General features: G+C 54.8%; 15 protein-coding genes, 2 tRNA genes and 1 pseudogene. 9 read left to right on the top strand and 9 right to left on the bottom strand.

Annotated elements, in window-relative coordinates:
* Positions 1 to 79: 79 nt before the first annotated feature.
* Entirely contained in the window at positions 80 to 1,474 is a 1,395-nt protein-coding gene (locus BHV64_RS07360) for a hypothetical protein (protein WP_022061577.1), read from the bottom strand.
* A gap of 178 nt (positions 1,475 to 1,652) precedes the next feature.
* A complete protein-coding gene (locus BHV64_RS07355) occupies positions 1,653 to 2,237 on the bottom strand; it encodes a flavin reductase family protein (RefSeq protein ID WP_217727786.1) in 585 nt (194 codons plus the stop codon).
* A 144-nt stretch (positions 2,238 to 2,381) separates the two neighbouring features.
* Between BHV64_RS07355 and BHV64_RS07350 the strand changes: the two genes are divergently transcribed.
* Positions 2,382 to 3,284, top strand: coding sequence for a tyrosine-type recombinase/integrase (locus BHV64_RS07350; protein ID WP_022061579.1), 903 nt, complete (start codon positions 2,382 to 2,384; stop codon positions 3,282 to 3,284).
* 24 nt (positions 3,285 to 3,308) lie between these two features.
* Entirely contained in the window at positions 3,309 to 3,605 is a 297-nt protein-coding gene (gene hpf / locus BHV64_RS07345; protein WP_015547163.1) for a ribosome hibernation-promoting factor, HPF/YfiA family, read from the top strand.
* Between the two features lie 175 nt (positions 3,606 to 3,780).
* Here hpf and BHV64_RS07340 read toward each other — a convergent pair whose 3' ends face one another.
* Together BHV64_RS07340 and BHV64_RS07335 are read right to left on the bottom strand one after the other, a co-directional pair.
* Positions 3,781 to 5,358, bottom strand: coding sequence for a PCMD domain-containing protein (locus BHV64_RS07340; protein ID WP_138266383.1), 1,578 nt, complete (start codon positions 5,356 to 5,358; stop codon positions 3,781 to 3,783).
* Positions 5,359 to 5,606: 248 nt separating this feature from the next.
* Positions 5,607 to 5,681: transfer RNA gene (locus tag BHV64_RS07335), tRNA-Glu, on the bottom strand.
* Between the two features lie 140 nt (positions 5,682 to 5,821).
* On the opposite strand from BHV64_RS07335, the gene BHV64_RS07330 reads away from it, so the two are divergent.
* Both BHV64_RS07330 and BHV64_RS07325 read left to right on the top strand, forming a co-directional pair.
* Complete coding sequence (locus BHV64_RS07330) at positions 5,822 to 6,568, top strand: RsiV family protein (RefSeq protein WP_015547162.1); 747 nt, start codon at positions 5,822 to 5,824, stop codon at positions 6,566 to 6,568.
* Between the two features lie 1,027 nt (positions 6,569 to 7,595).
* Positions 7,596 to 8,432: a glycosyltransferase family 2 protein gene (locus BHV64_RS07325; protein ID WP_288115694.1), complete on the top strand. Its 837-nt coding sequence runs from the start codon at positions 7,596 to 7,598 to the stop codon at positions 8,430 to 8,432.
* 26 nt (positions 8,433 to 8,458) lie between these two features.
* On the opposite strand, the gene BHV64_RS07320 is transcribed toward BHV64_RS07325, so the two are convergent.
* From BHV64_RS07320 to BHV64_RS07310, 3 genes are read right to left on the bottom strand one after another with little or no spacing between them, the layout of a single operon-like run.
* Positions 8,459 to 9,421: a stealth family protein gene (locus tag BHV64_RS07320; RefSeq protein WP_288115693.1), complete on the bottom strand. Its 963-nt coding sequence runs from the start codon at positions 9,419 to 9,421 to the stop codon at positions 8,459 to 8,461.
* The gene (locus BHV64_RS07315; RefSeq protein ID WP_022061583.1) at positions 9,411 to 10,304 is read right to left on the bottom strand and encodes a glycosyltransferase family 2 protein; all 894 of its coding nucleotides are present in this window, start codon (positions 10,302 to 10,304) and stop codon (positions 9,411 to 9,413) included. Before BHV64_RS07315 ends, BHV64_RS07320 begins: the two co-directional genes overlap by 11 nt.
* A gap of 3 nt (positions 10,305 to 10,307) precedes the next feature.
* A complete protein-coding gene (locus BHV64_RS07310) occupies positions 10,308 to 11,861 on the bottom strand; it encodes an NAD(P)/FAD-dependent oxidoreductase (RefSeq protein ID WP_288115692.1) in 1,554 nt (517 codons plus the stop codon).
* Positions 11,862 to 11,957: 96 nt separating this feature from the next.
* Here BHV64_RS07310 and BHV64_RS07305 point away from each other — a divergent pair.
* The 5 genes and pseudogenes from BHV64_RS07305 to BHV64_RS07285 all read left to right on the top strand — a co-directional run bounded on the left by BHV64_RS07305 (position 11,958) and on the right by BHV64_RS07285 (position 15,231).
* A tRNA-Leu gene (locus BHV64_RS07305) sits at positions 11,958 to 12,039 on the top strand.
* A 317-nt stretch (positions 12,040 to 12,356) separates the two neighbouring features.
* Positions 12,357 to 13,226 (top strand): annotated as a pseudogene (locus BHV64_RS07300) (site-specific integrase); the annotation flags it as partial.
* Positions 13,227 to 13,302: 76 nt separating this feature from the next.
* A complete protein-coding gene (locus tag BHV64_RS07295; protein WP_050794774.1) occupies positions 13,303 to 13,659 on the top strand; it encodes a MobC family plasmid mobilization relaxosome protein in 357 nt (118 codons plus the stop codon).
* Positions 13,660 to 13,661: 2 nt separating this feature from the next.
* On the top strand, positions 13,662 to 14,549 hold the full coding sequence (locus BHV64_RS07290; protein WP_015547156.1) for a relaxase/mobilization nuclease domain-containing protein: 888 nt from the start codon (positions 13,662 to 13,664) through the stop codon (positions 14,547 to 14,549).
* A 19-nt stretch (positions 14,550 to 14,568) separates the two neighbouring features.
* A complete protein-coding gene (locus BHV64_RS07285; protein WP_015547155.1) occupies positions 14,569 to 15,231 on the top strand; it encodes a hypothetical protein in 663 nt (220 codons plus the stop codon).
* A 111-nt stretch (positions 15,232 to 15,342) separates the two neighbouring features.
* On the opposite strand, the gene BHV64_RS07280 is transcribed toward BHV64_RS07285, so the two are convergent.
* Both BHV64_RS07280 and BHV64_RS07275 read right to left on the bottom strand, forming a co-directional pair.
* Positions 15,343 to 18,384 (bottom strand): type I restriction endonuclease subunit R, encoded by a 3,042-nt coding sequence (locus BHV64_RS07280; RefSeq protein WP_015547154.1) that lies wholly within the window; start codon positions 18,382 to 18,384, stop codon positions 15,343 to 15,345.
* A gap of 7 nt (positions 18,385 to 18,391) precedes the next feature.
* Entirely contained in the window at positions 18,392 to 19,666 is a 1,275-nt protein-coding gene (locus tag BHV64_RS07275; RefSeq protein ID WP_240048028.1) for an FRG domain-containing protein, read from the bottom strand.
* Positions 19,667 to 19,713 lie beyond the last annotated feature (47 nt).

Genomic DNA, 19,713 nt, shown 5'->3' with positions numbered 1-19,713 from the left:
TCGCGAAACCGCCGCATTAATGACAAAAAAAGGAGGCGAATCGTTTTCCGTTCGCCTCCTTTTCGTTATTTTTCCGCGTCTATTTTATCCGTTTGAGAAGCCTCTCCTTGCAGTCGGAGTCCTTGAGCATGGCCACGAAATAGCGGGCGTCGGCCCGGTTCGCCGCCGAAGGGTCGGCCTCGTAAACCGCCACGAAATGTTCGGCGTGCGCGACCAGGGCATGCCGGCAATCGAAATTGACCATCAACGCCTCCGCCCCGTCATCCGCCGTCCGGCCCCGGCCCCACGAAAGCCCCGTGACCGTCTCACCGCCGCCGACCGCCGTGCAGGCTCCGGGATCGACGCCCAGAAGATTGATCGTCAGCGAAGGATAATAGAAATAGAGTCCGCCGGGCATCTCGACCGTCAGCGTGAGCGTGTTTTCCGTCACCCGCGCGTTTACGACGGCATGGTGTCGCAGATAGTTGTATTCGAAATACTCCTCGGCCGCAGGCATCCACAGGCAATCCTCGCCATCCCGGCCGTAGGTGTTGTTGAGCCACAGCAGCATCTCGGACCAGAAACGGTCGGTGCCGTGCACGCCGATATTCACCGCTTCGCGCTCCTCCACGGGTCGGGCCATCTGCGCCTCGATCACCGCCGGAATCGCCGCCGGCAGCCACAGTCCCCGCTCGATGCGCGTTCGCAGCAGATCGCCGTTCACGGCAAAAGGCCGGAGCTTCTCACCGCCCGACTGCAGGAAAATCGTCTGGATCGGATCGTAGCCCTCCGCCGCCGCGACATAAGCCTTGTTGCCGTTGGGTTCGATCAGCATCTTGCAGCCGCGTCCCGCGAGGCGGTCGAGGACGATCCGCTGCGAGGAGACGAAGTGCGCACGGATCGAGTCGGGCACATCGACCGACAGCGTGTTCACATCGTGGAAGGCGATTCCGACCCCGTAGTTGAGCATCTCGATCACATCGTCCCACATCAACCCCGCCCGCATGAAAAAGCGGTAATAATTCTCCGTAAAGCCCGGCCGCACCACAGCCTTGTCATCCATATAGTCCCACTCGGGGGAAATGGCGGTGGTAAAGGAGAAGCGCACTTCGCGTCCCGTCCCGTCGGTCGAGCCCAGCGCCTTGCCGAAAGAGTAGGTATCGGGCGGCATATCCCCGCCGCGCAGATGCGGCGCATTGTAGAAATAAGTATCCGAAAGGGGACGTCCGTTGATCGCGGCCCACGTGGTCGAGAAAGCCGCCTGCTTGCAGTCGTCCTGCGTCAGGAGCAGCAGCAGCGACTTGTTGTATTTCAGGGGAGGAATTTCGATACGCGCCGCCGAAAGATCGGTCCCCGGCCCGAACGACAGCGCGATCTCGGCCGTTATCTGCCCGGGTTCATCGCCGAAGGGATAGAGGTATTCCGTCGGGGGGGGGAATCGGGATTGTCCGGCTCCTCGGGATTCTGCGTCCCCGGTTTCGGCATCTTGACGCATCCCGCCAGCAGCAGGATCGCCGAAGCGGCGAACAGCGCGTATCTTATCGGGCTTGTTTTCATGGAACAAAGATAGGAGAAAATAGAACGGGTGCAACACGGGATTGCAAATGGTTCCGCAGAACCTTCCGGCCGGTAAAAGCGTCGTTACGACCCCGAAACAGAGCGAATCGGAAATATCAGCGTCTCTTCGGCGCCTTTTTCTTTTTGCGCACCGACCAGCCGAAATGACCCAACGCCTCGCCCAGCGCGAAATACTCGCCGTGGGAGTAGACGATCGGATCGGCCCGTTCAAGGCAGAACCGCCCCGCCGCCGGATCTATGTAGGCCTCGTCGGCCTGAACGCCGACCACCTCGGCCAGGAACATGTCGTGCGTCCCGAGCGGCAGCACCTGCCGGACACGGCATTCGATGTTGACGGGTGATTCGGCAATCAGGGGTGCGGCGACCTTTTCCGACGGCACGGCCGTCAGGCCCATCTCGCGGAATTTGTCGAAGTCGCGGCCCGAGCGCACCCCGCACCAGTCTGCGGCGCGCGCCAGACGGCGCGTCGTGAGGTTGATGACGAACTCGCCCGTACGGCTGATAATCGCGTGGGAATGGCGTTCGGGACGCACCGAGATAAAGCACATCGGCGGGTCGGAGCAGACCGTTCCGGTCCACGCCACGGTCAGCATGTTATACTCCTCGGGCGCCGCGCCGCAGCTCACCAGCACCGCCGGCAGCGGATAAAGCACCGTCCCCGGTTTCCAGCTCTGTTTCATATCGCTTTCATTTTGGGACAAAGGTAAAGGTTTTTCCCTATCTTTGGAGCCGTGACGACACTTTTCAGTGCGCGCTCGTCCTTGCTGCGCCGAATACGATCCGGTTTTGCACCGTATCCGGCTTTTATGTACCTTTGCTCACGTATGATCGCCGATTTCGTCCGATACCTCGAAGCCGAACGCCGCTACTCGCCGCTCACGGTCCGCAACTACCGCCACGACGTGGAGCAGTTCCTCGCGTGGCTGGGAGTCGACGACGCACGGTTCGAACCGCAGCGGATCACCACGGACGACATCCGCGAATGGATTCTCTACCGCACCGAAACGGGCCGCGTGAGCGCCGCCTCGATGAACCGCGAGATTTCGTCGCTGCGTGCGCTGTTCCGCTGGCTGCTCCGCACGGGAGCCGTCGGCCGCGACGTCGTGCATCCGATCCCCTCGCTGCGGACTTCGCAGCGGCTGCCGGCCTTCGTCCCCGAAAGCCGCATGAACGGCATCGTCAGCGAATGCGAATGCGACAGCGAGGACTTCGTCCGCGAGCGCAATTCGCTGATCATACTTCTCCTCTACACCTGCGGCCTGCGCCTGGCGGAACTGGTCGGCATCGACCGCGACGATTTCTCCGCGGACTTCTCGTCGCTGCGCATCCGGGGCAAGGGAGACAAGGAGCGGATAGTCCCGATGCTCGAATTCGTGCGCGAAAAGATTTTACATTACATCGGGTTAATTGAGAGGCAAAATATTTGCATTTCATCGGAAAAAGCACTATTTTTAACACACAAAGGAAAACGCATATCCCGGACGGCGGTGTACCGAACGGTGCAGGAAGAACTGGACAGGGCGGGCGTACAGGGCAAGAAAAGCCCCCATGTGCTGCGGCACACATTCGCCACCCACCTTCTGAACGGCGGCGCCGATATGCGTGAAATACAGGAACTCCTCGGGCACGCCTCGTTGCAGGCCACACAGGTCTACACGCACAACAGCATCGCCAGGCTCCGGGAGATTTACGCGAAGGCCCATCCCCGCGAAAAGGGAGGCAAATGATTAACTTTTATAAACTGTAAGGCTATGAACGTACAGATTCAATCCGTGAAATTCGACGCCGACAAACGGCTCGTCGAATTCGTGAATGCCAAAATGGCGAAGTTGGACCGCTTTGCGGAGCGCTCGACCGGAGCCGAGGTCATTCTCAAACTCGATAAGGACCACGAAAAAGGAAATAAATTCGCAACCATCACGCTGCACATGCCCGGCGAAGACCTGGTGGCCTGCCACCAGTCGAAAGCCTTCGAGGAGTCGGTCGACGAAGCCATCGACGCCCTAAAACGCCAGCTGGACAAATTCAAGGCGAAATTCGAGAAATAAAACCCCACCAACCTTTAATACCTTAACTAACCAACGCCGCGACGGCCGCCTTTCGATAAGGCGGCCGTCGCATTTTTTCGGGAGCAGGACAAAGAAAGGAAGAACCCGGTCCGAATACCCTACCTACTCACCGTCCCACTCCCTGCGGGCTTCGGTCCGGGCACATGGTTTCCAATCAATAGGCCCACTCGAAATCGTCGACTTGCATCGTATTGGTCGAACAACCCGTCAGGTAGTCGCCGCGCATGCTCGTAGCGCACGAAATCACCAGCGAGAACGGAGCCGAAGCGGGATTGGCAGCATCTTTTGCATACCAGTTGAACGGGAGCGTCGCCTCGATCCAGCCGGTTGCAGTCTGCGTAATGACCAGATCGCCATAGCCGAGAATCGCCCCTTCGTCGAGGCTTTTCGCCGTAGCAGGGTCCCACATACCCGTGGGCGCCGTCATACCCGAGGTCACGCCGTGCTGTGCCTTCCAGTTAACGACGGCCACGAAAATACGCGCACAATCCTGCTTATCCTGATAGGACGCTCCGTCGGGGTCGTACGAACCCACCTTGTCGATCTTGCCGATCTGCGCCTTGTAACGCACTTTCAGAGCACGCGGACGGGCCGTCCAGGCGTAAGGCTTACCGAAATTGACCGTCCCGGAGAAGCCCGAATAATCGAAATCGCCGGTGAACATATTTCCCGGAGCGAAAACAAAGCCAAGGACCATACGGGCCTGCAAACGGGCCGTCCCCGGCTCCGTCTCATCCTGACGGCAGAGCGGCGTAAAGAGCGTCTCTTCTCCGTTATTCTGCTCGAGGAATGCATTATTGCCGCTGTCCCAGACCTTCATGCCTTCGGGATTGGGATACGTGATCGGGAATTCGTTGTTGCTTCCATCAATCCAGATACGCTTCGACCAGCCCGACATGTCGCCGTTGGGAATCTTATCCCCGACCGCCGTGGCGAACTCCTTGCTGTCGACGGCCTGCCCGTCTTTTGCGATACGAACTTCGTAGGTCGTGGCGGCAAAAACGCCCGTACCGGCCTTAATCGTATGAACATCGAGTCCCGCCGCATTTTTCGACGTTTCGTAAACCGGAGCGAGGCGGTATTTCGAACCTTCGACGAGCACGGCGTCGGTCCAGTCGGCGGCGCCCTTTACGCGATACTGCACGCTGCCGCCATCGGGAACATTCGCAGCCGTAACGGTCGCGGTATTGGCCCACAGATCGGCATCGTTGTTATAGGCCAGAGCCACCTTGCCCGTCAGGTGGCAGGTCAGGGTTTTGGTCGTGCTCTTACCCTTCGCATCGGTCACTTTCAGAATGAATTTGTGATCCGAGGTTTCATTGTAAATCTGCGCGATCATCGGAACAAGCTTCGAAATATCGAACGTCAGGGCCGTTTTGCCCGAAACCGCCTCCCCCGAAGGGAACCCGAGCGCACCGAGCGCCTCGGCCATGCTGCCGGGATTCACGAGGTTCAGCTCGGTAGCCAAACCTACCGTTGCGAGCATTTCGGCCGTCAGAGCCGGCGAGTCGATCGTAACCGTGAAGCCCGCAATCGCTCCGGGAGCCGTCACGCCGATCTTGACCGACATCGGATTCGTGATCTCCTGCGGCTGGTCGATGTCACCGCCGTCCAATGCGATAGTCGGAACAGCGGGGGGGGGCGTCTCATCGTCCGTTCCGTCATCCCCGCACGCCACGAAGAGGGCAGCCATCATGGCCATAGCCATGGTCATAGACACTAATTTTTTCATAATCATACTATTAAAATAAAAACTCTATTTGCAATTTTGAAGCAAAAATAGAGGACTGGCGCGACGGCGGCAAATTAATTCAACGAACCCCGGGACAATCATCACCAACAGGCCTTTTTCAATAACGAACAGAATCGGCGCGCAGAGGGGAACAGACCGGAGGAAAAGGCGACAGGGGTTAAAACAGCCGGGGAGCCCCCGGTGATCCGAAACAAAAAAACGGCCGCACTTGCGTGCAGCCGTCAGTTTGGTAGTGGATAGGGGATTCGAACCCCTATGTCATGCGTGAGAGGCATGTATCCTAACCCTTAGATGAATCCACCGGTTTAGTTTTGTGGTGCAAAGATAACGCCTTCTTTCGAAACTCCAAAATTTTCCGGCAAAATCTGTGATTTTTTTCGTTTTTGGGCGTCGCAAATGCTTTTTGAGCTATCTTTACAGATAGACATAAAAACGTATCGCCATGAAATTCCCCACCCTCGCCCTCCTGGCCGCCGCCGCTCTGACGGCCGGGTCCTGCACGAAACGCCCTGTCCGGCCGCAGTTCACCGTCGTAAGCACCGACTCGCTGATCAGCGGAAACGGCTTCTCCTGCGATTTCGAATATCGCTTCGCTTCGATCGCCAACGCCCAGGACTCCCCCGCCCTCGCAGCGATCGAACGGATGAACATCGACCGTTTTTTCGACCTGGAGAATTTCGAAGGGACGCCCGAAGAGGCGGCTTCGGCCGCGATCCGTCAGGTTACCAGCGACATGACGCCTCCCGGGAATACACCGGAAAGCACCGTCCGTCCGGCATGGGAAGGCGAAATCTCCGTCGAATCCGAAGGATCGGTCGTCGACACGCTCCTCTGCTACGTGATCACGCGGGCAAGTTACACGGGCGGAGCGCACGGCATCTACGGCACGGAATGTTACAACTATTCGCTGGCGGGCGGTTACGAAATCACGACGGCCGACCTGTTCACCGAAACGCAGCTGGAGCGGCTCAACCGGCTGATCCGCGAAGATATATACGAACAATACGGGGTCCGGAGCGACGAAGAGCTGGAAACGAAGGGTTTTTTCCCGGAATACATCGGTGTAACGGAGAATTTCCTCGTCACGCCCGAAGGCATCACGTTCTACTACAATCCCTACGACATCGGATGTTACGCGCTCGGGAGCGTCGAGGTGAGCGTGAGCCGCGAGCAACTGGCCGGACTCTGACGGTCAGGCCCTGCAAGGAAAAGAAAAAAGGTCCGAGTCTCACGACTAGGACCTTCTTTTTCGGCGGGGAACCACCCCCTCCGAAAATGAGGTTCAATCGGAGGTATTCGACCGCGGAGCGAGTACCGCCCCTCTGGTCTTAGCAACGGACAACCCGTTACAACCTGCCGATTTCCTCAACCAACCTAAAACTACTAACCTAAATGAACCTTAAAACTTCACTGCAAAGATAAGGGGGATTTTTCAATTACGCAAATATTTTACGAATATATTAAATATATTTAACAATTTGGTAACATTGATCCCCCGATAAATCTACTTACCCGCTTAAGTAGCTACTCTCGCAAGTGTTTAATCCTAAACGCATTCAACGCGGCGCCACGGCCTGAAAACCCCGATCGACGGAATTTTCCGGAAAATGGAACCGGCCAATCGGGTTGAACGAAAAAACGGGCAAAACCCGGGAAGACCGAAACGGAGGTCCGGAAAATTCCGGACGCACGAAAAGAGAGGCGCCCGGAAGCGGGCATAAAAAAAGCGCCTTCCGAAAAGACGCAAAAAAAAGGAAACCTGGAACCGGACCGCAGTCCGTCTTTCCCAGTTTCCTCACCAACCTAAAACTACTAACCTAAATGAACCTTAAAACTTCACTGCAAAGATAAGGCGAAAAAACCATCCGCGCAAGCTTTTATTAAAATAATTTTCAAATTTTTTGAGTTTTTTTAATATCACCAGCCGGCAAGAATTCATACGCCCATGTAAATCAACCATATAACACCCTCGCAACCCAAACCTTAAAAAACTTTTTTCCACCCGGTATGCAGTATCGGCCGAAAAGCGCATTTATATATATAAAAAGAGCGATATGACGATCATAACGGATAAATTGCTACTTTTGCAAAATGATTTCAGCAACGTCATTTTCTTTTCGGCCAGAATCTCCCCGCGCAACACCCCGGCAGAGATTTTGCACACTCGCTATTGCCCATCCTCGAACTCCTAACCTAACCAATAGTTTTACAGTACGATGACAGTATCGTTGATCATTTCCACTTACAACTGGCCTCGGGCGCTTTACCTTTGCCTCGACAGCGTGATGCAACAGACCGTCATGCCCTCCGAAATCCTGATTGCGGACGACGGATCGGGCATGAGCACCCGCGATGTCGTAAAGCACTTCGAGAACATCTCGCCGGTTCCCGTGCGCCATATCTGGCACGAGGATAACGGTTTCCGCCTGGCGGCCATCCGCAACAAAGCCATTGCCGCCAGCAAGGGAAAATACATTATCCAGATCGACGGCGACCTGATCCTGCAACGGAATTTCATTCAGGACCACATGCTTTTCGCCCGGGAAGGATGCTTCGTCACCGGCTCCCGGGGCATCATCACCGAACTGCTGACCCGCAAGGTGCTCAGCGGGGAGATCACATCGCTGTCCCCGCTGATGAAAGGCATCCGCAGCAGCAACAATGTCGTACGAATCCCGATCATGTCGATACTCTACCATACGTTCGGCCCGACCCGCGCTCCCCGTGGGTGCAATATGGCATTCTGGCGCAACGACCTGATTCGCGTAAACGGCTACGACGAAGATTTCAAGGGCTGGGGATTCGAGGACGCCGAATTATGCATACGACTCAACAACAGCGAGATACATCAGCGTTGCATGAAATTCCGGGGCGTCGCTTTCCACCTCCATCACAACCAGGCGGAACGTTCGGGCTGCAACAGCAACGAGCAGCGTTACAAAGACAGCATCCGCTGCCACCGGACCCGCTGCGAGAAGGGGCTCGACCGGCATCTTACCTCGAAAATATCCTACGAGATCGGCAGAGGGTCGGCCATCGTCATCGGCGGCTGACCCGGTCGCAGCGAATTCGCCGCGCGCTACTTTTCGAACGATGACTTTTCGGGGAAACGGGTGTCGAGAAACGTCCGGACCCGGATACGGTCTTCGTCGGTCATACGCACGTCGTCGTTCAGGCAGAACAACGACGGATCATATTTCTCCATAATAGATTCAAGATTAGGCAGATAAGCCGGGATGCAACGCGAATCGCTGCCGCAACCCGCGCCGAAAGCCGCACGAAGCAGCCGCAAGGGGTTGCGCAGTTTGTTGAAGCGGGTCACCTTGCGCAGCGAGGCGCGTCCGCGCGCCAACGCATCGTAGAGCACCAGGGCACGCTGCCAGTCGTCGCGCGAACGGAACCGGGCGTGCTTCGTATGCTCCAGTTCGGCCCGGAAGGTCTCGCAGCATTCGAGAAAATCGCTGCGGCGGTAAGCGTCGACATTGTGGTGGGGAGCCAGCGACGAGCACCTGCCGTAACGCGCCCGCACGAGATCCTGCATGCGGAGGATCGTATGGCAATAGATGTCGTCGTCGTGCTTCTTCAGCGACTGGACCTTAAGCCGCACGATGGGGCGGCCCTGCCAGTCGAAGAAAAACCCGGGATCGACGGGGCGGCTGAAAAACATGTCGTCGTTGGCATAGAGGAAATACTCGGCCAGACCGGGAATCCGGGGCAGAAACAACTCGATGGTGCACGAATTGAAGACGGGAAGAATCTCCGCAGGCATGATCTCCCGGTGGGAAACCACCCTTATGCGCAGATTCGACGTATCGAGCCACGCAGGCGTCTGGTCGTCGGTCACAATATAGACGCGGCGTATCCACGGCGCAAATTTCTCCACCGAACGCAGGGAATAACGCAGTTCGTCGTTCTCGACGTAGCGGCACTCCCCCGCCACCTGGGGGTCCACCTGCCTGTCGGCCGGCAGAAATTCATTTTTCTTCGTCAGCCACACAGGGTCGTTCCCATCGACCCAAAGGTATACCAGATCAATGTCCATCGCATGCTTGTTTATCGGTTACACGTTTCCGCCACACCGGAATCAGATCGAACAACCGGTAGGTCTCCCGGTCGCCGCACTCCTTGATTTTCAGCCACGTAAGTCCCCAGCGGCCGAACGAACGGCGGGTAATGCGCCGGAACCTCGCGTCGAGACGTATTCCGCGGGCGTCGGCGTAGGCCACGAAGGCTTTGTGGGCCAGATATTTGTCCTGCTGCTTTTTCGGCGTCTGGCGGCTCTTGGTAATCGACGCCCCGTTGACCACATAGCGGTAAACGACATCGGGAACCGTCACCAGAACACCCCCTTCGCCCAGCAGGCGCATCGTATATTCCACATCCTCGTAACAGACCCGTTCGCGAAAGCGCAGTCCCAGCCGCAACAGCATCTCGCGCCGCAGGAGCTTGTTCATCACATAGAAATCGGGCGGGCAGCGGCAGAGGCGAAATTTCTCCTGCGCTTCGGCAGCCACCTGCCGCTCCGTATAATGAATCGTCCATTTCGAATAGGAGGGTCTGATCTTCAGCATCGAGGCGCAGGCAATGTCGGCCTCCGCCTCCCGGGCGGCCTCGTACAGCCGCTCGCAGTAAGCCGGGTCGATCCAGTCGTCGGAATCCACGAAAAGGATGAATTCGCCCGTCGCGGCGTCGAATCCCCGGTTGCGGGCGCCGCCCAGGCCGCGGTTCTCCTGCGAAATGACCCGGATGCGGTCGTCCTGCGCCGCATAGCGGTTCAGGATGTCGATCGACCGGTCGGGACTTCCGTCGTCGACGCAGATGATCTCGATCCCGCGCAGAGTCTGTCCCACCACGCTGTCCAGGCATCGGGCCAGAAACGGCTCGACATTGTAGACCGGAATGATAATGCTGACTTTCGGTTCCATCGGCTATCGAATATAATTTTTTACCGCCTCGGCGATTCGTTCGCCGTCGAGCGCCGCAGAAATGATGCCGCCGGCGTAACCGGCCCCCTCCCCTGCGGGAAACAAACCCTTCGTTTCGGGATGCATCAGCGTCCCGGGGTCGCGCGGCACGCGCACGGGCGTCGAGGTGCGCGACTCCACGCCCACGACCACCGCTTCGTTGGTCAGGTACCCGCGCATCCGGCGGCCGAAGGTCGCGATGCCCTGACGCAGTCCCTGCGCGATGAAGCCGGGCATCCACTCGTCCAGACGCGACGGCGTGATACCGGGAATGTACGACGTTCGGGGCAGCGACCCGCTTGCGCGTCCCGCCACGAAATCGGCGACCCGCTGTGCCGGAGCGATCTGATGCTCCCCGCCCCGCTGCCGCGCCGACTCTTCGAACCGCTGCTGGAATTTCAGCCCCGCCAGCTCGCCCCATTCGGCACGCAGATGTTCGAAATCCGCAAGCCGGACCTCCGTGACCAGCCCCGAATTGGCATAGGGCGACGTACGGCCGCTGGGCGACATGCCGTTGACCACCGACTCCGCGGCATCGGTCATGGCCGGTACGATGAACCCGCCCGGGCACATGCAGAACGAGTAGACCCCGCGGCCGTTTTCCTGGCTCACGAGCGAATAGGAGGCCGCCGGGAGGTACTCGCCGCGCGTCTCGCAATGGTATTGGATCGAGTCGATCAGCGCCTGCGGATGCTCGATGCGCACCCCCATGGCAAAGGGCTTGGCCTCGACGCGCACGCCGCGGCGGTGGAGCAGTTCGTAAATATCGCGCGCCGAATGGCCCGTAGCCAGCACGACGGCGGCTCCTTCGATCAGTTCGTCGCCGCACCATACGCCTTTTATCCGGTCGCCTTCGATTTTCAAATCGGTAACGCGGCTCCCGAAACGGAACACGCCGCCCGCTCCGACAATCGTCTGCCGGATACGCTGCATGATGCCCGGCAGCTTGTCGGTTCCGATGTGAGGATGGGCCTCGAAGAGAATTTCGGGCGTCGCACCGTGAAACACCAGCGTCTGCAACGCCTTGTTGTAGTCGCCGCGTTTTTTGCTGCGGGTGAAGAGCTTGCCGTCGGAAAAGGTCCCGGCTCCGCCTTCACCGAAGGCGTAGTTCGAGTCGGGGTCCACAGCGCCGTTGCGGTTGATCTGCGCGATGTCGCGCTTGCGGGCCGAAACGTCGCGCCCGCGCTCCAGAATCACGGGCCGCAGGCCCAGTTCGATCAGCCGCAGCGCCGCGAACAGCCCCGCAGGTCCCGATCCCACGACCACGACCTCCGTGCGTCCGTCGACCGACGGATAGTCGAAATGCACCGGCCCGGGCTGCGGCTCGCGGTCGACGTACACTTCGAGCGTCAGATTCACCTTCACCTGCCGCTGCCGGGCGTCGATCGACCGTTTCACGACCCGCGCCAGAGCAATATCGGCCTCCGAGACACCCATGCGCCGCGCCGCCTGCGAGGTGTAAAACGTCGTATCGGCAGCCTGCTTCGGCGTGAGTACAAGGGTAATATGTTGCGGCATGTCTAAAAAATTACTTACAAAAGTAACCAAAAAAGCCGGATAATGGCCCGTGCCGGTTGTGTTTTGTGAATTTTTATCTACCTTTGTCCTACCGATGCGGATATGGTGTAATTGGTAGCCACGTCAGACTTAGGATCTGATGCCTTACGGCGTGGGGGTTCGAGTCCCTTTATCCGCACAAAGGAGCCTTTTCCGAGGCTCCTTTTTTTGTCGCCCGTCCGGTAGGGGGGGGGCTGGTTATCACCATTTTGCAAAGGTCTCGACCGATTCCCCGAACCGGAAGCGGAAAGCAAGCCGGAGAAAACCGTTGGGTGGCAAAAAAGTGGGCAGAGCCGATTTGGGCTTCCGAAAACGGGATTGCCACCTTTTTAGCCCGCAATGCATTGTTTTGCTGCGTTTTACACCGCAATAAAGTTTCCTTGCAGACGTTTTGTCAATCCTTAAAATGTCACGAGTTATGAGACAGGAAACTTTTACCATCCTTTTCCTAATGCGAAAAGAACGACCGAAGTGGGCGTGCGCATCACGCAGCGCACGGCAGACAAGTACGAGCGGCTGCTGCGCTACCTCAAACAGTATCTCGCCCAACGCGGCAAAGCCGAGGATATTCCCGTTGAACGGATGAACTACGAGTTTCTGGACGGCTTCAACCTCTTCCTGCAAACCGCCTACCGCTGCCGCCACAACGGAGCGGTCGCCGTGATGAACTGTCTGCGCAACTTTGTCCTCTACTGCCTGCGCAACGAGTGGATCACGAAAAATCCGTTCCGCTACTATAAACTCAAAGAAGACGAGGTGCAGGCCAAGGAGCACCTCACGGCGCATGAACTGGAACTACTGAGCCGCAAGGCGCTCGACCACCGGCTGGCCCGCATCCGCGACGTCTTCGTCTTCTGCTGTCTGACGGGGCTGGCCTTCGCCGATGCCGACCACCTGCGGCGCGAGCACCTCTCGCAGGACGACGAAGGCCGCTGGTGGATTCACAAGCCCCGCGAGAAGACCTCCGTGATGAGCCGTATCCCGCTACTCCCGGCCACACTCGAAATCCTGCGCCGCTACGAGCACGACGAAGTATGCGTCGCACGCTCACGGGTGCTCCCTACGCCGAGTAACCAAAAGATGAACGCGTACCTGAAAGAGATAGCAGCCGTGTGCGGCATCAACAAAGTGCTGACCACCCACGTTGCCCGCCACACCTTCGCCTGCATGGCCGTCGAATACGGCATGCCGATTGACGTTCTAGCCAAGATTCTCGGCCACTCGAACACCAACATGACGCGCCACTACGCCAAGTTCTCCGAGACAGTCATCGGCCGCGAAATGGAGATGTTCGGACAAAAACTGACATCGGCCGCCGCGGAGTAACATTCCGGGTTTTAAGAGAGCAAGTTTATGTTTCGGGTGCCCCGAAACCCTTGCAGATTCATCCCGCTGGTCTCAAATGGATATAATGAAAAAGAATCCCAAAGGCGGACGTCCGCCCAAATCCGCAAGCGAAAAGCTCAAGGAGCGGCTGACCGTGAAGATGGCCGCAGCAGACTACTACGCCCTGCGCGGCAAGGCGCGGGCGGCAGGTCTCACCTGGGCCGAATACGCCCGGACGGCGCTCTCAAGGAGCGTCGTCCGCCAGCGCCTCACGGCAGAACAGATGACCCTGCTGCGGCAGCTCGCCGGTATGGCCAACAACCTCAATCAGCTCGCCCGAAAAGCCAACTCCGCCGGATATGTTCAGGCAGCAGCGGAGTGCACAGCTCTGATCGAAAAGATAGATACGCTAATAGATCAAATTAACGAATAACCATGATTGCCAAAATATCGAAAGGCGGTTCGTTCGGCGGAGCCGTCGATTACGTCCTTGACAAAGGAAAAGACGCCGAATTGCTCGCCGGACTGGGCGTCCGGATGAAAGACCGGGATTCCATCGTCCGCAGCTTCCGAATGCAGGCGGCACTGAATCCGCATCTTTCGAAGCCCGTCGGCCACATCGTCCTCGCCTTTTCGGCACAGGACGCCGCACGGCTCGACAACAGGCGGATGGTCGGAATCGCCGCGGAGTATCTCTCCGGCATGGGCATCCGAAACACGCAGTTCATCATCGCCCGCCACCGCGACCGGGAACATCCCCATCTGCATATCCTTTTCAACCGGGTGGACAACGACGGCCGTACCGTCTCCGACCGCAACGACCGCTACCGTTCGGAGCGACTCTGCAAGGAGCTGACCGTCCGGCATGGGCTCTACTTCGCATCGGGCAAAGAGAATGTCAAGGAGCACCGCCTGCGCGAACCGGACAAAACGAAATATGAAATTTTCCACGCGCTGCGCGACGCCGTACCCCGCTGCCGCGACTGGCCGGAGTTGACGGCAGCGCTGCGGCACGAAGGGATCGCTACCGAGTTCCGGATGCGCGGCGGCACATCCGACGTACAAGGCGTCGTCTTCGCCAGGAACGGCTACCCGTTCAACGGTTCGAAAATCGACCGGCAGTTCAGTTTCTCCAAAATCGACCATGCGCTGAGCCTGAACCGCCGACAAGCACTCTCCGCAAACGAACGCGGTTCTGTAAGCAATCCGGTCGCATCGTTCAGTCACCTGCTCGAAGATCTTCTGCAACCGGTCTACGATGCGGACGAAGAACGGCGCCTTCAGGAACGACTGCGCAAAAAGAGAAAACAACACCGACTTTAATCGACAATACCTATTATTTATGGACACGAACACGATTATCGAACTTTTCGAAGAACTGAGAAAACAACTCACCTCCCTCAGCCGCAGAATAGACGACCGCAACATATCCGCCCCAGCTCCAGTAACAACGGATGATAAAATCGCCCGACTGCTCGAAACGGCCCAATTCACCCGCACGAATGTCGAACGGGTACGCATGGAACTTGCAGACCGCATTACAACTATCGGAAAAGAGACTGAAAACCATACCGAGAAAATTATTGCGGCCGTCGCTCATCCTGCGCAACCCGCAGCCCAACGGCATATCCACGTCATCGACTTCAACACCTCGTGGGCACTACTCTATATGGCGATCTCTTTCATCGTGATTCTCTGCGGCGGCATCCATATTACTAAATTATACGACCGTATTGCCAACCTGCGTGATACGGAATTGAAATACCGTTACGTTCAAATGATGGGCGACATCGACGAGCAAAAATTGCGCAACCTGAACGCCCTCTTCTACGATTCCGAACGCCGCGCAGACCGTCGCTCGCTCCGGCAACAAGTTGAGCGTTACGAAACAGCCGTCCGGGAAGCAATCGAGAATCAACAACGTAGCGTTATCCGAAAGCAGGAAGCAGAAGATATCCGGCAAAAAGCAAAGCAGTTCCAAAAGGAATTAGACATTACAAAATAATCATACGCGCCTGTTATCTAATCAGAGTTAACAGGCGCGTATTACTTATCTTGCAAAATCATTATGCAACTCTTCTATACGACTCTTCCAACTTACCCATAGCTATCCCATTCAATTATTTTCGTTCCACTTCTTACACTGCTCCATAATCGTATTCAAAGCATCTTCCTGCCCTGCAGGCGGATAATCATACTTTTTCAACAACCGTTTGACAATACGCCGCATTCCGGCACGAGCACTCTCCTTCATATTCCAGTCGATCGTTTTGTTACGCCGGAGTGCATCCGTCAGCTCACGTGTAATAGCGATCAACTGATCGTTGGAATAGAAATCTTTTACAGCCTCAGGCTTGGTCAACGCATCATAAAAGGCAAGTTCTTCGCTGTTCAGATTAAGCGACTCGCCGGCCTTTTCGCCGAAAACGATCTCACGGGCTATTTTCAGTAATTCTTCGATAACCTCTTCGTTCGTCAGCATCCCTTTCAAATAGCGACTCATGGCATCGGACAGAATTTCCGAAAACTTCTCGGCTCGTACCGTATTCGTTCGCTGATATAGTTGTACCTGTTCTGCAATCAACCTACGCAATAATTCTACGGCGAAATTCCGTTCCTTCATCCGGGCAACCTCTTCAAGGAATTTCGGATCGAACAAAGAGAACTCCTCCTTAATATCGGAGAAAAGATTAATTACCCCTTCGCTCTTGATACTCTGCTTGAGCAATTCATTAATACGCCCGTTGATCTCACGGAACGAAATCTTACCCTTGCCCTCCACGCGCGTCAGTAATGTGCGCACCGCCTCAAAATAGGCAGCTTCGATACGCTGCTCGTAATTCAGCAAACTCTGACAAAGCGACAATGCCTGCCGCAGCAGCAGCGCCTCTTTGATATAGAGTTTTTTCGTTTCCATCCGCTCAGGGGACTGCATGAAATCGACACCTCCGCTGATGGCTTTCGCCCGCTCCAAATCAGACTTACCGAAGAAAGCGCCATAATTGAATCCATACATCAGATCACGGCAAACGTCCAGTTTCTTTTGAAACTCCGGATAGGCGGTTTTAGCCACATCCGTATCACCATAATTTTTGCGGTCACGGTATGTATAATCGTTCATCGCCGTCTTCAACGCCGAAGCGATACCCACATAATCCACAACCAAACCGCCTTGTTTATCCCCGAACACACGATTCACACGAGCAATAGCCTGCATTAGATTGTGTCCGGACATCGGTTTATAAACATACATCGTCGAAAGCGAAGGTACGTCGAAACCCGTAAGCCACATATCAACTACGATGACGATTTTCAACGAGCTGTCGTTGTCTTTGAACCTCTTCTCCAACTCTTTCTTGTGGGAATCATTTCCGATAATCGCCCGCCAGTCTTCCGGATCTTTATTACCGGAAGTCATCACAACAGCCAGCTTGTCACCCCATACCGGGCGCATTTCGAGAATCCGACGGTAAATCTTGATCGCTATCGGCCGCGAATAGGCTACTATCATCGCCTTACCCGTCTGCTCGTATTGCCGGAATTCCTCATAGTGTTTTACGATGTCCTCGCACAATGATGCCACCGTCGCGTCAGCTCCAAAGATCGAATCGAGCCGCCCCAATTCACGCTTGCTTTTCTCAATGACATACTCTTCCGCTTCCTCGGCCATCGCATCATACTCCGCATCAATACGTCGCAAGGTCTGCTCGTCGAGTTTCAGATTGATTACACGGCTCTCGTAAAATACCGGCCGTGTCGCACCGTCATCCACCGACTGCGTCATATCGTACACGTCGATGTAATCGCCGAATACTTCGCGTGTCGACCGATCTTTTTGCGCAATAGGCGTTCCGGTAAACCCGATATAGGTAGCATTCGGCAACGCATTACGCACCAGACGCGCCGCGCCGATTACAACTTTGGCCTGCATCACCCCGTCAGCATCCGTAACCATTCGGACCCTCTCCTCCAATCCATATTGACTGCGATGCGCCTCGTCGGCCATAACGACTATGTTTCGTCGTATCGAAAGCGGTTCTTCGCTCTCCTCGAATTTCTGCATCGTCGAGAAAAAGATACCGTTCGCTTCGCGTCCCGCCAATAATTCCCGAAGATGAGCCCGACTTTCGGCTTGCACGGGTGTCTGACGCAAAAAATCCCTGCAACAAGCGAACTGCCGGTACAACTGGCCGTCCAAATCGTTACGGTCTGTCAGCACGACAATCGTCGGCGACGACATCGCCTGCTGCAACTGCTTGGCGAAAAAGACCATCGACAATGACTTTCCGCTGCCCTGCGTATGCCAAAACACGCCACCCCGACCATCCGTCTCAGCTGCTTTGACCGTCGAAAGCACAGCCTTGCGTACGGCATAAAACTGATGATAGGCACTTAATATCTTAACGCGCTGTTTACCGTCTTTCGAGTAACAAATAAAATTCCGCAACAATTCAACAAACCGCGTTTTTTCGAACATTCCCGCGAAAAGCACATCGAAATTCGCGCTATGGGTATCCTCATAACTCCCATCTACCGTCTTCCACTGCATAAAACGGTCTTCACCCGCCGTGATCGTCCCCGCCTTAGTCATCCCCTGATCGCTCATCACACAAAAAGCGTTATAAATAAAGAGAGACGGAATCTCCTGCATATAGTTACGCAATTGTGCATAAGCTTCCGACACGTCCGTATTCTCACGCGAGGGCGATTTGAGCTCGACCACCACCAGCGGCAATCCATTGACAAATACGATCATATCCGCACGCCTTACCGAGTGCCCATCGACCGTCCATTGATTAGCGATTGTAAACCGATTATGTAATGGTGAATCATAATCGACAAGCCGGACATTTGCAGAGCATTGCTCGCGGCCATCGAAATAATTGACAGCTACGCCATTTTGCAAGTAATCCGTGAACAATTCATTCTTCTGTACCAACGTTCCACCCTCATAAGTTCGAATCTTCACCATGGCTTCGTCAATAGCGGCCTGTGGCAGACCACGATTGATCTGCGGCAACACAGCCTCCAGCGCCTCCACGTAAAGCGGTTCTGCATAGTCGCGTATCACATTGGGGCCGTACACATAATCGTAACCTAATTGCTCTCGAAACAACTCGAGAATGGCGTTTTCAAAATCATCTTCGGTGAAGTGCATATAATTGTTATTTTTTCACATACAAGTTAACAAGCTGTGATACCATATTACGCGCAGATTGCGTTGCGACATCAGAACTAATAGATTGTAAAGACAGGCTTCGTTTGATTTTACGTCTCAAATCACTAATGGTCGCTTCCTTATTGGCCCAATCTATATATTCGGTTTGCCGTGTAATAATTCGAAGAACATTCTGTTTTATAGCATCATCTGAAATATATTGTGATACGATATCATAAATAGCCTTATCAACTAACTCTTCTTTCACTACGGATTCAGCTATCTCAACTCTTTCCTTAGATTCTTCAGCTTTTATTGCATCAAAATCTATCTTTTCAAAAGATGAAGCGCTTCTGACATTAGATTTACACATACTATATTTGATATATGCCATCTGATGCTCCAACTCCGGAAATAAAGCCCCTTGGTTTATATTGTAGAAATTCAATTCTTCTAAAAGGCTTTCCTTACTTCCGGTCGGTATGATTATCCTTTCGCTCGCAAACTGGCTATTTAAAGAACAACTGCTCTTTTCGATCCGACTGACGCCGTAATCAGATTTATTGAGTTGAATATTAATGCTACCCGAAAGCAAAAAGGCTCCGCTCTGCCGAATCAAACGTTCATTGTTGAATGTCGATATAACAAAGTAGGCATTTTGCATCACCTTTGCCAGTTCCTCAAAATCCTCGGCTTGTTTTATTTGACTGCGTAATCCTAATTTCTCGACCAATTGATGCAATACAATATCTCCGTTGAAATCCATTTCCGCAATTCGAGCCAACAGATCAATATCATCTGAATTATGCTTATGTCCATAAGCCCGTCTATAATAAACAGCCCCATCGACATCATATTCATTATCAAATGGATGATCGGAATCGACATCAATAGTATCAGATTCTTTATAATTCTTGTCGTAGTTTTCTTTATCTTCACATTTTGCACACGCAAAATACAACGCGACTAAAGGGTTTAGCGTTACATCCAACATTCTGGTTGGCAGTCCATAATGTTGTAATTTTGTCAGTCGTTCAAATGCGCTTCGGCCACCAAATTCAAAAGGAGCACGAGCACAAGCTTCGGATATAATATCGGATTCAATCGTCAGGTTATTCTCTCTAAATAAACATGGGCGCACATCCCAATTTTTATTGGATTGGCCCCTGAAAAAGAATCGCTCATTGCTACCTTCATTGGCAGCTTGCAACTGAGAAATATATGCAACATCACTACTGTCCCGTAAAAGCGGGCAAGTCGGTCTTTGAAATAGTTGAAACATAGTCTATTAGAAGTAATTTTTCATGTGCGACGATTTGAATTTGTAAT

This window comes from Alistipes sp. 56_sp_Nov_56_25, assembly GCF_001915285.1.
Taxonomy (GTDB): domain Bacteria; phylum Bacteroidota; class Bacteroidia; order Bacteroidales; family Rikenellaceae; genus Alistipes; species Alistipes shahii.
This window is presented reverse-complemented; position numbering and strand designations above follow the sequence as displayed.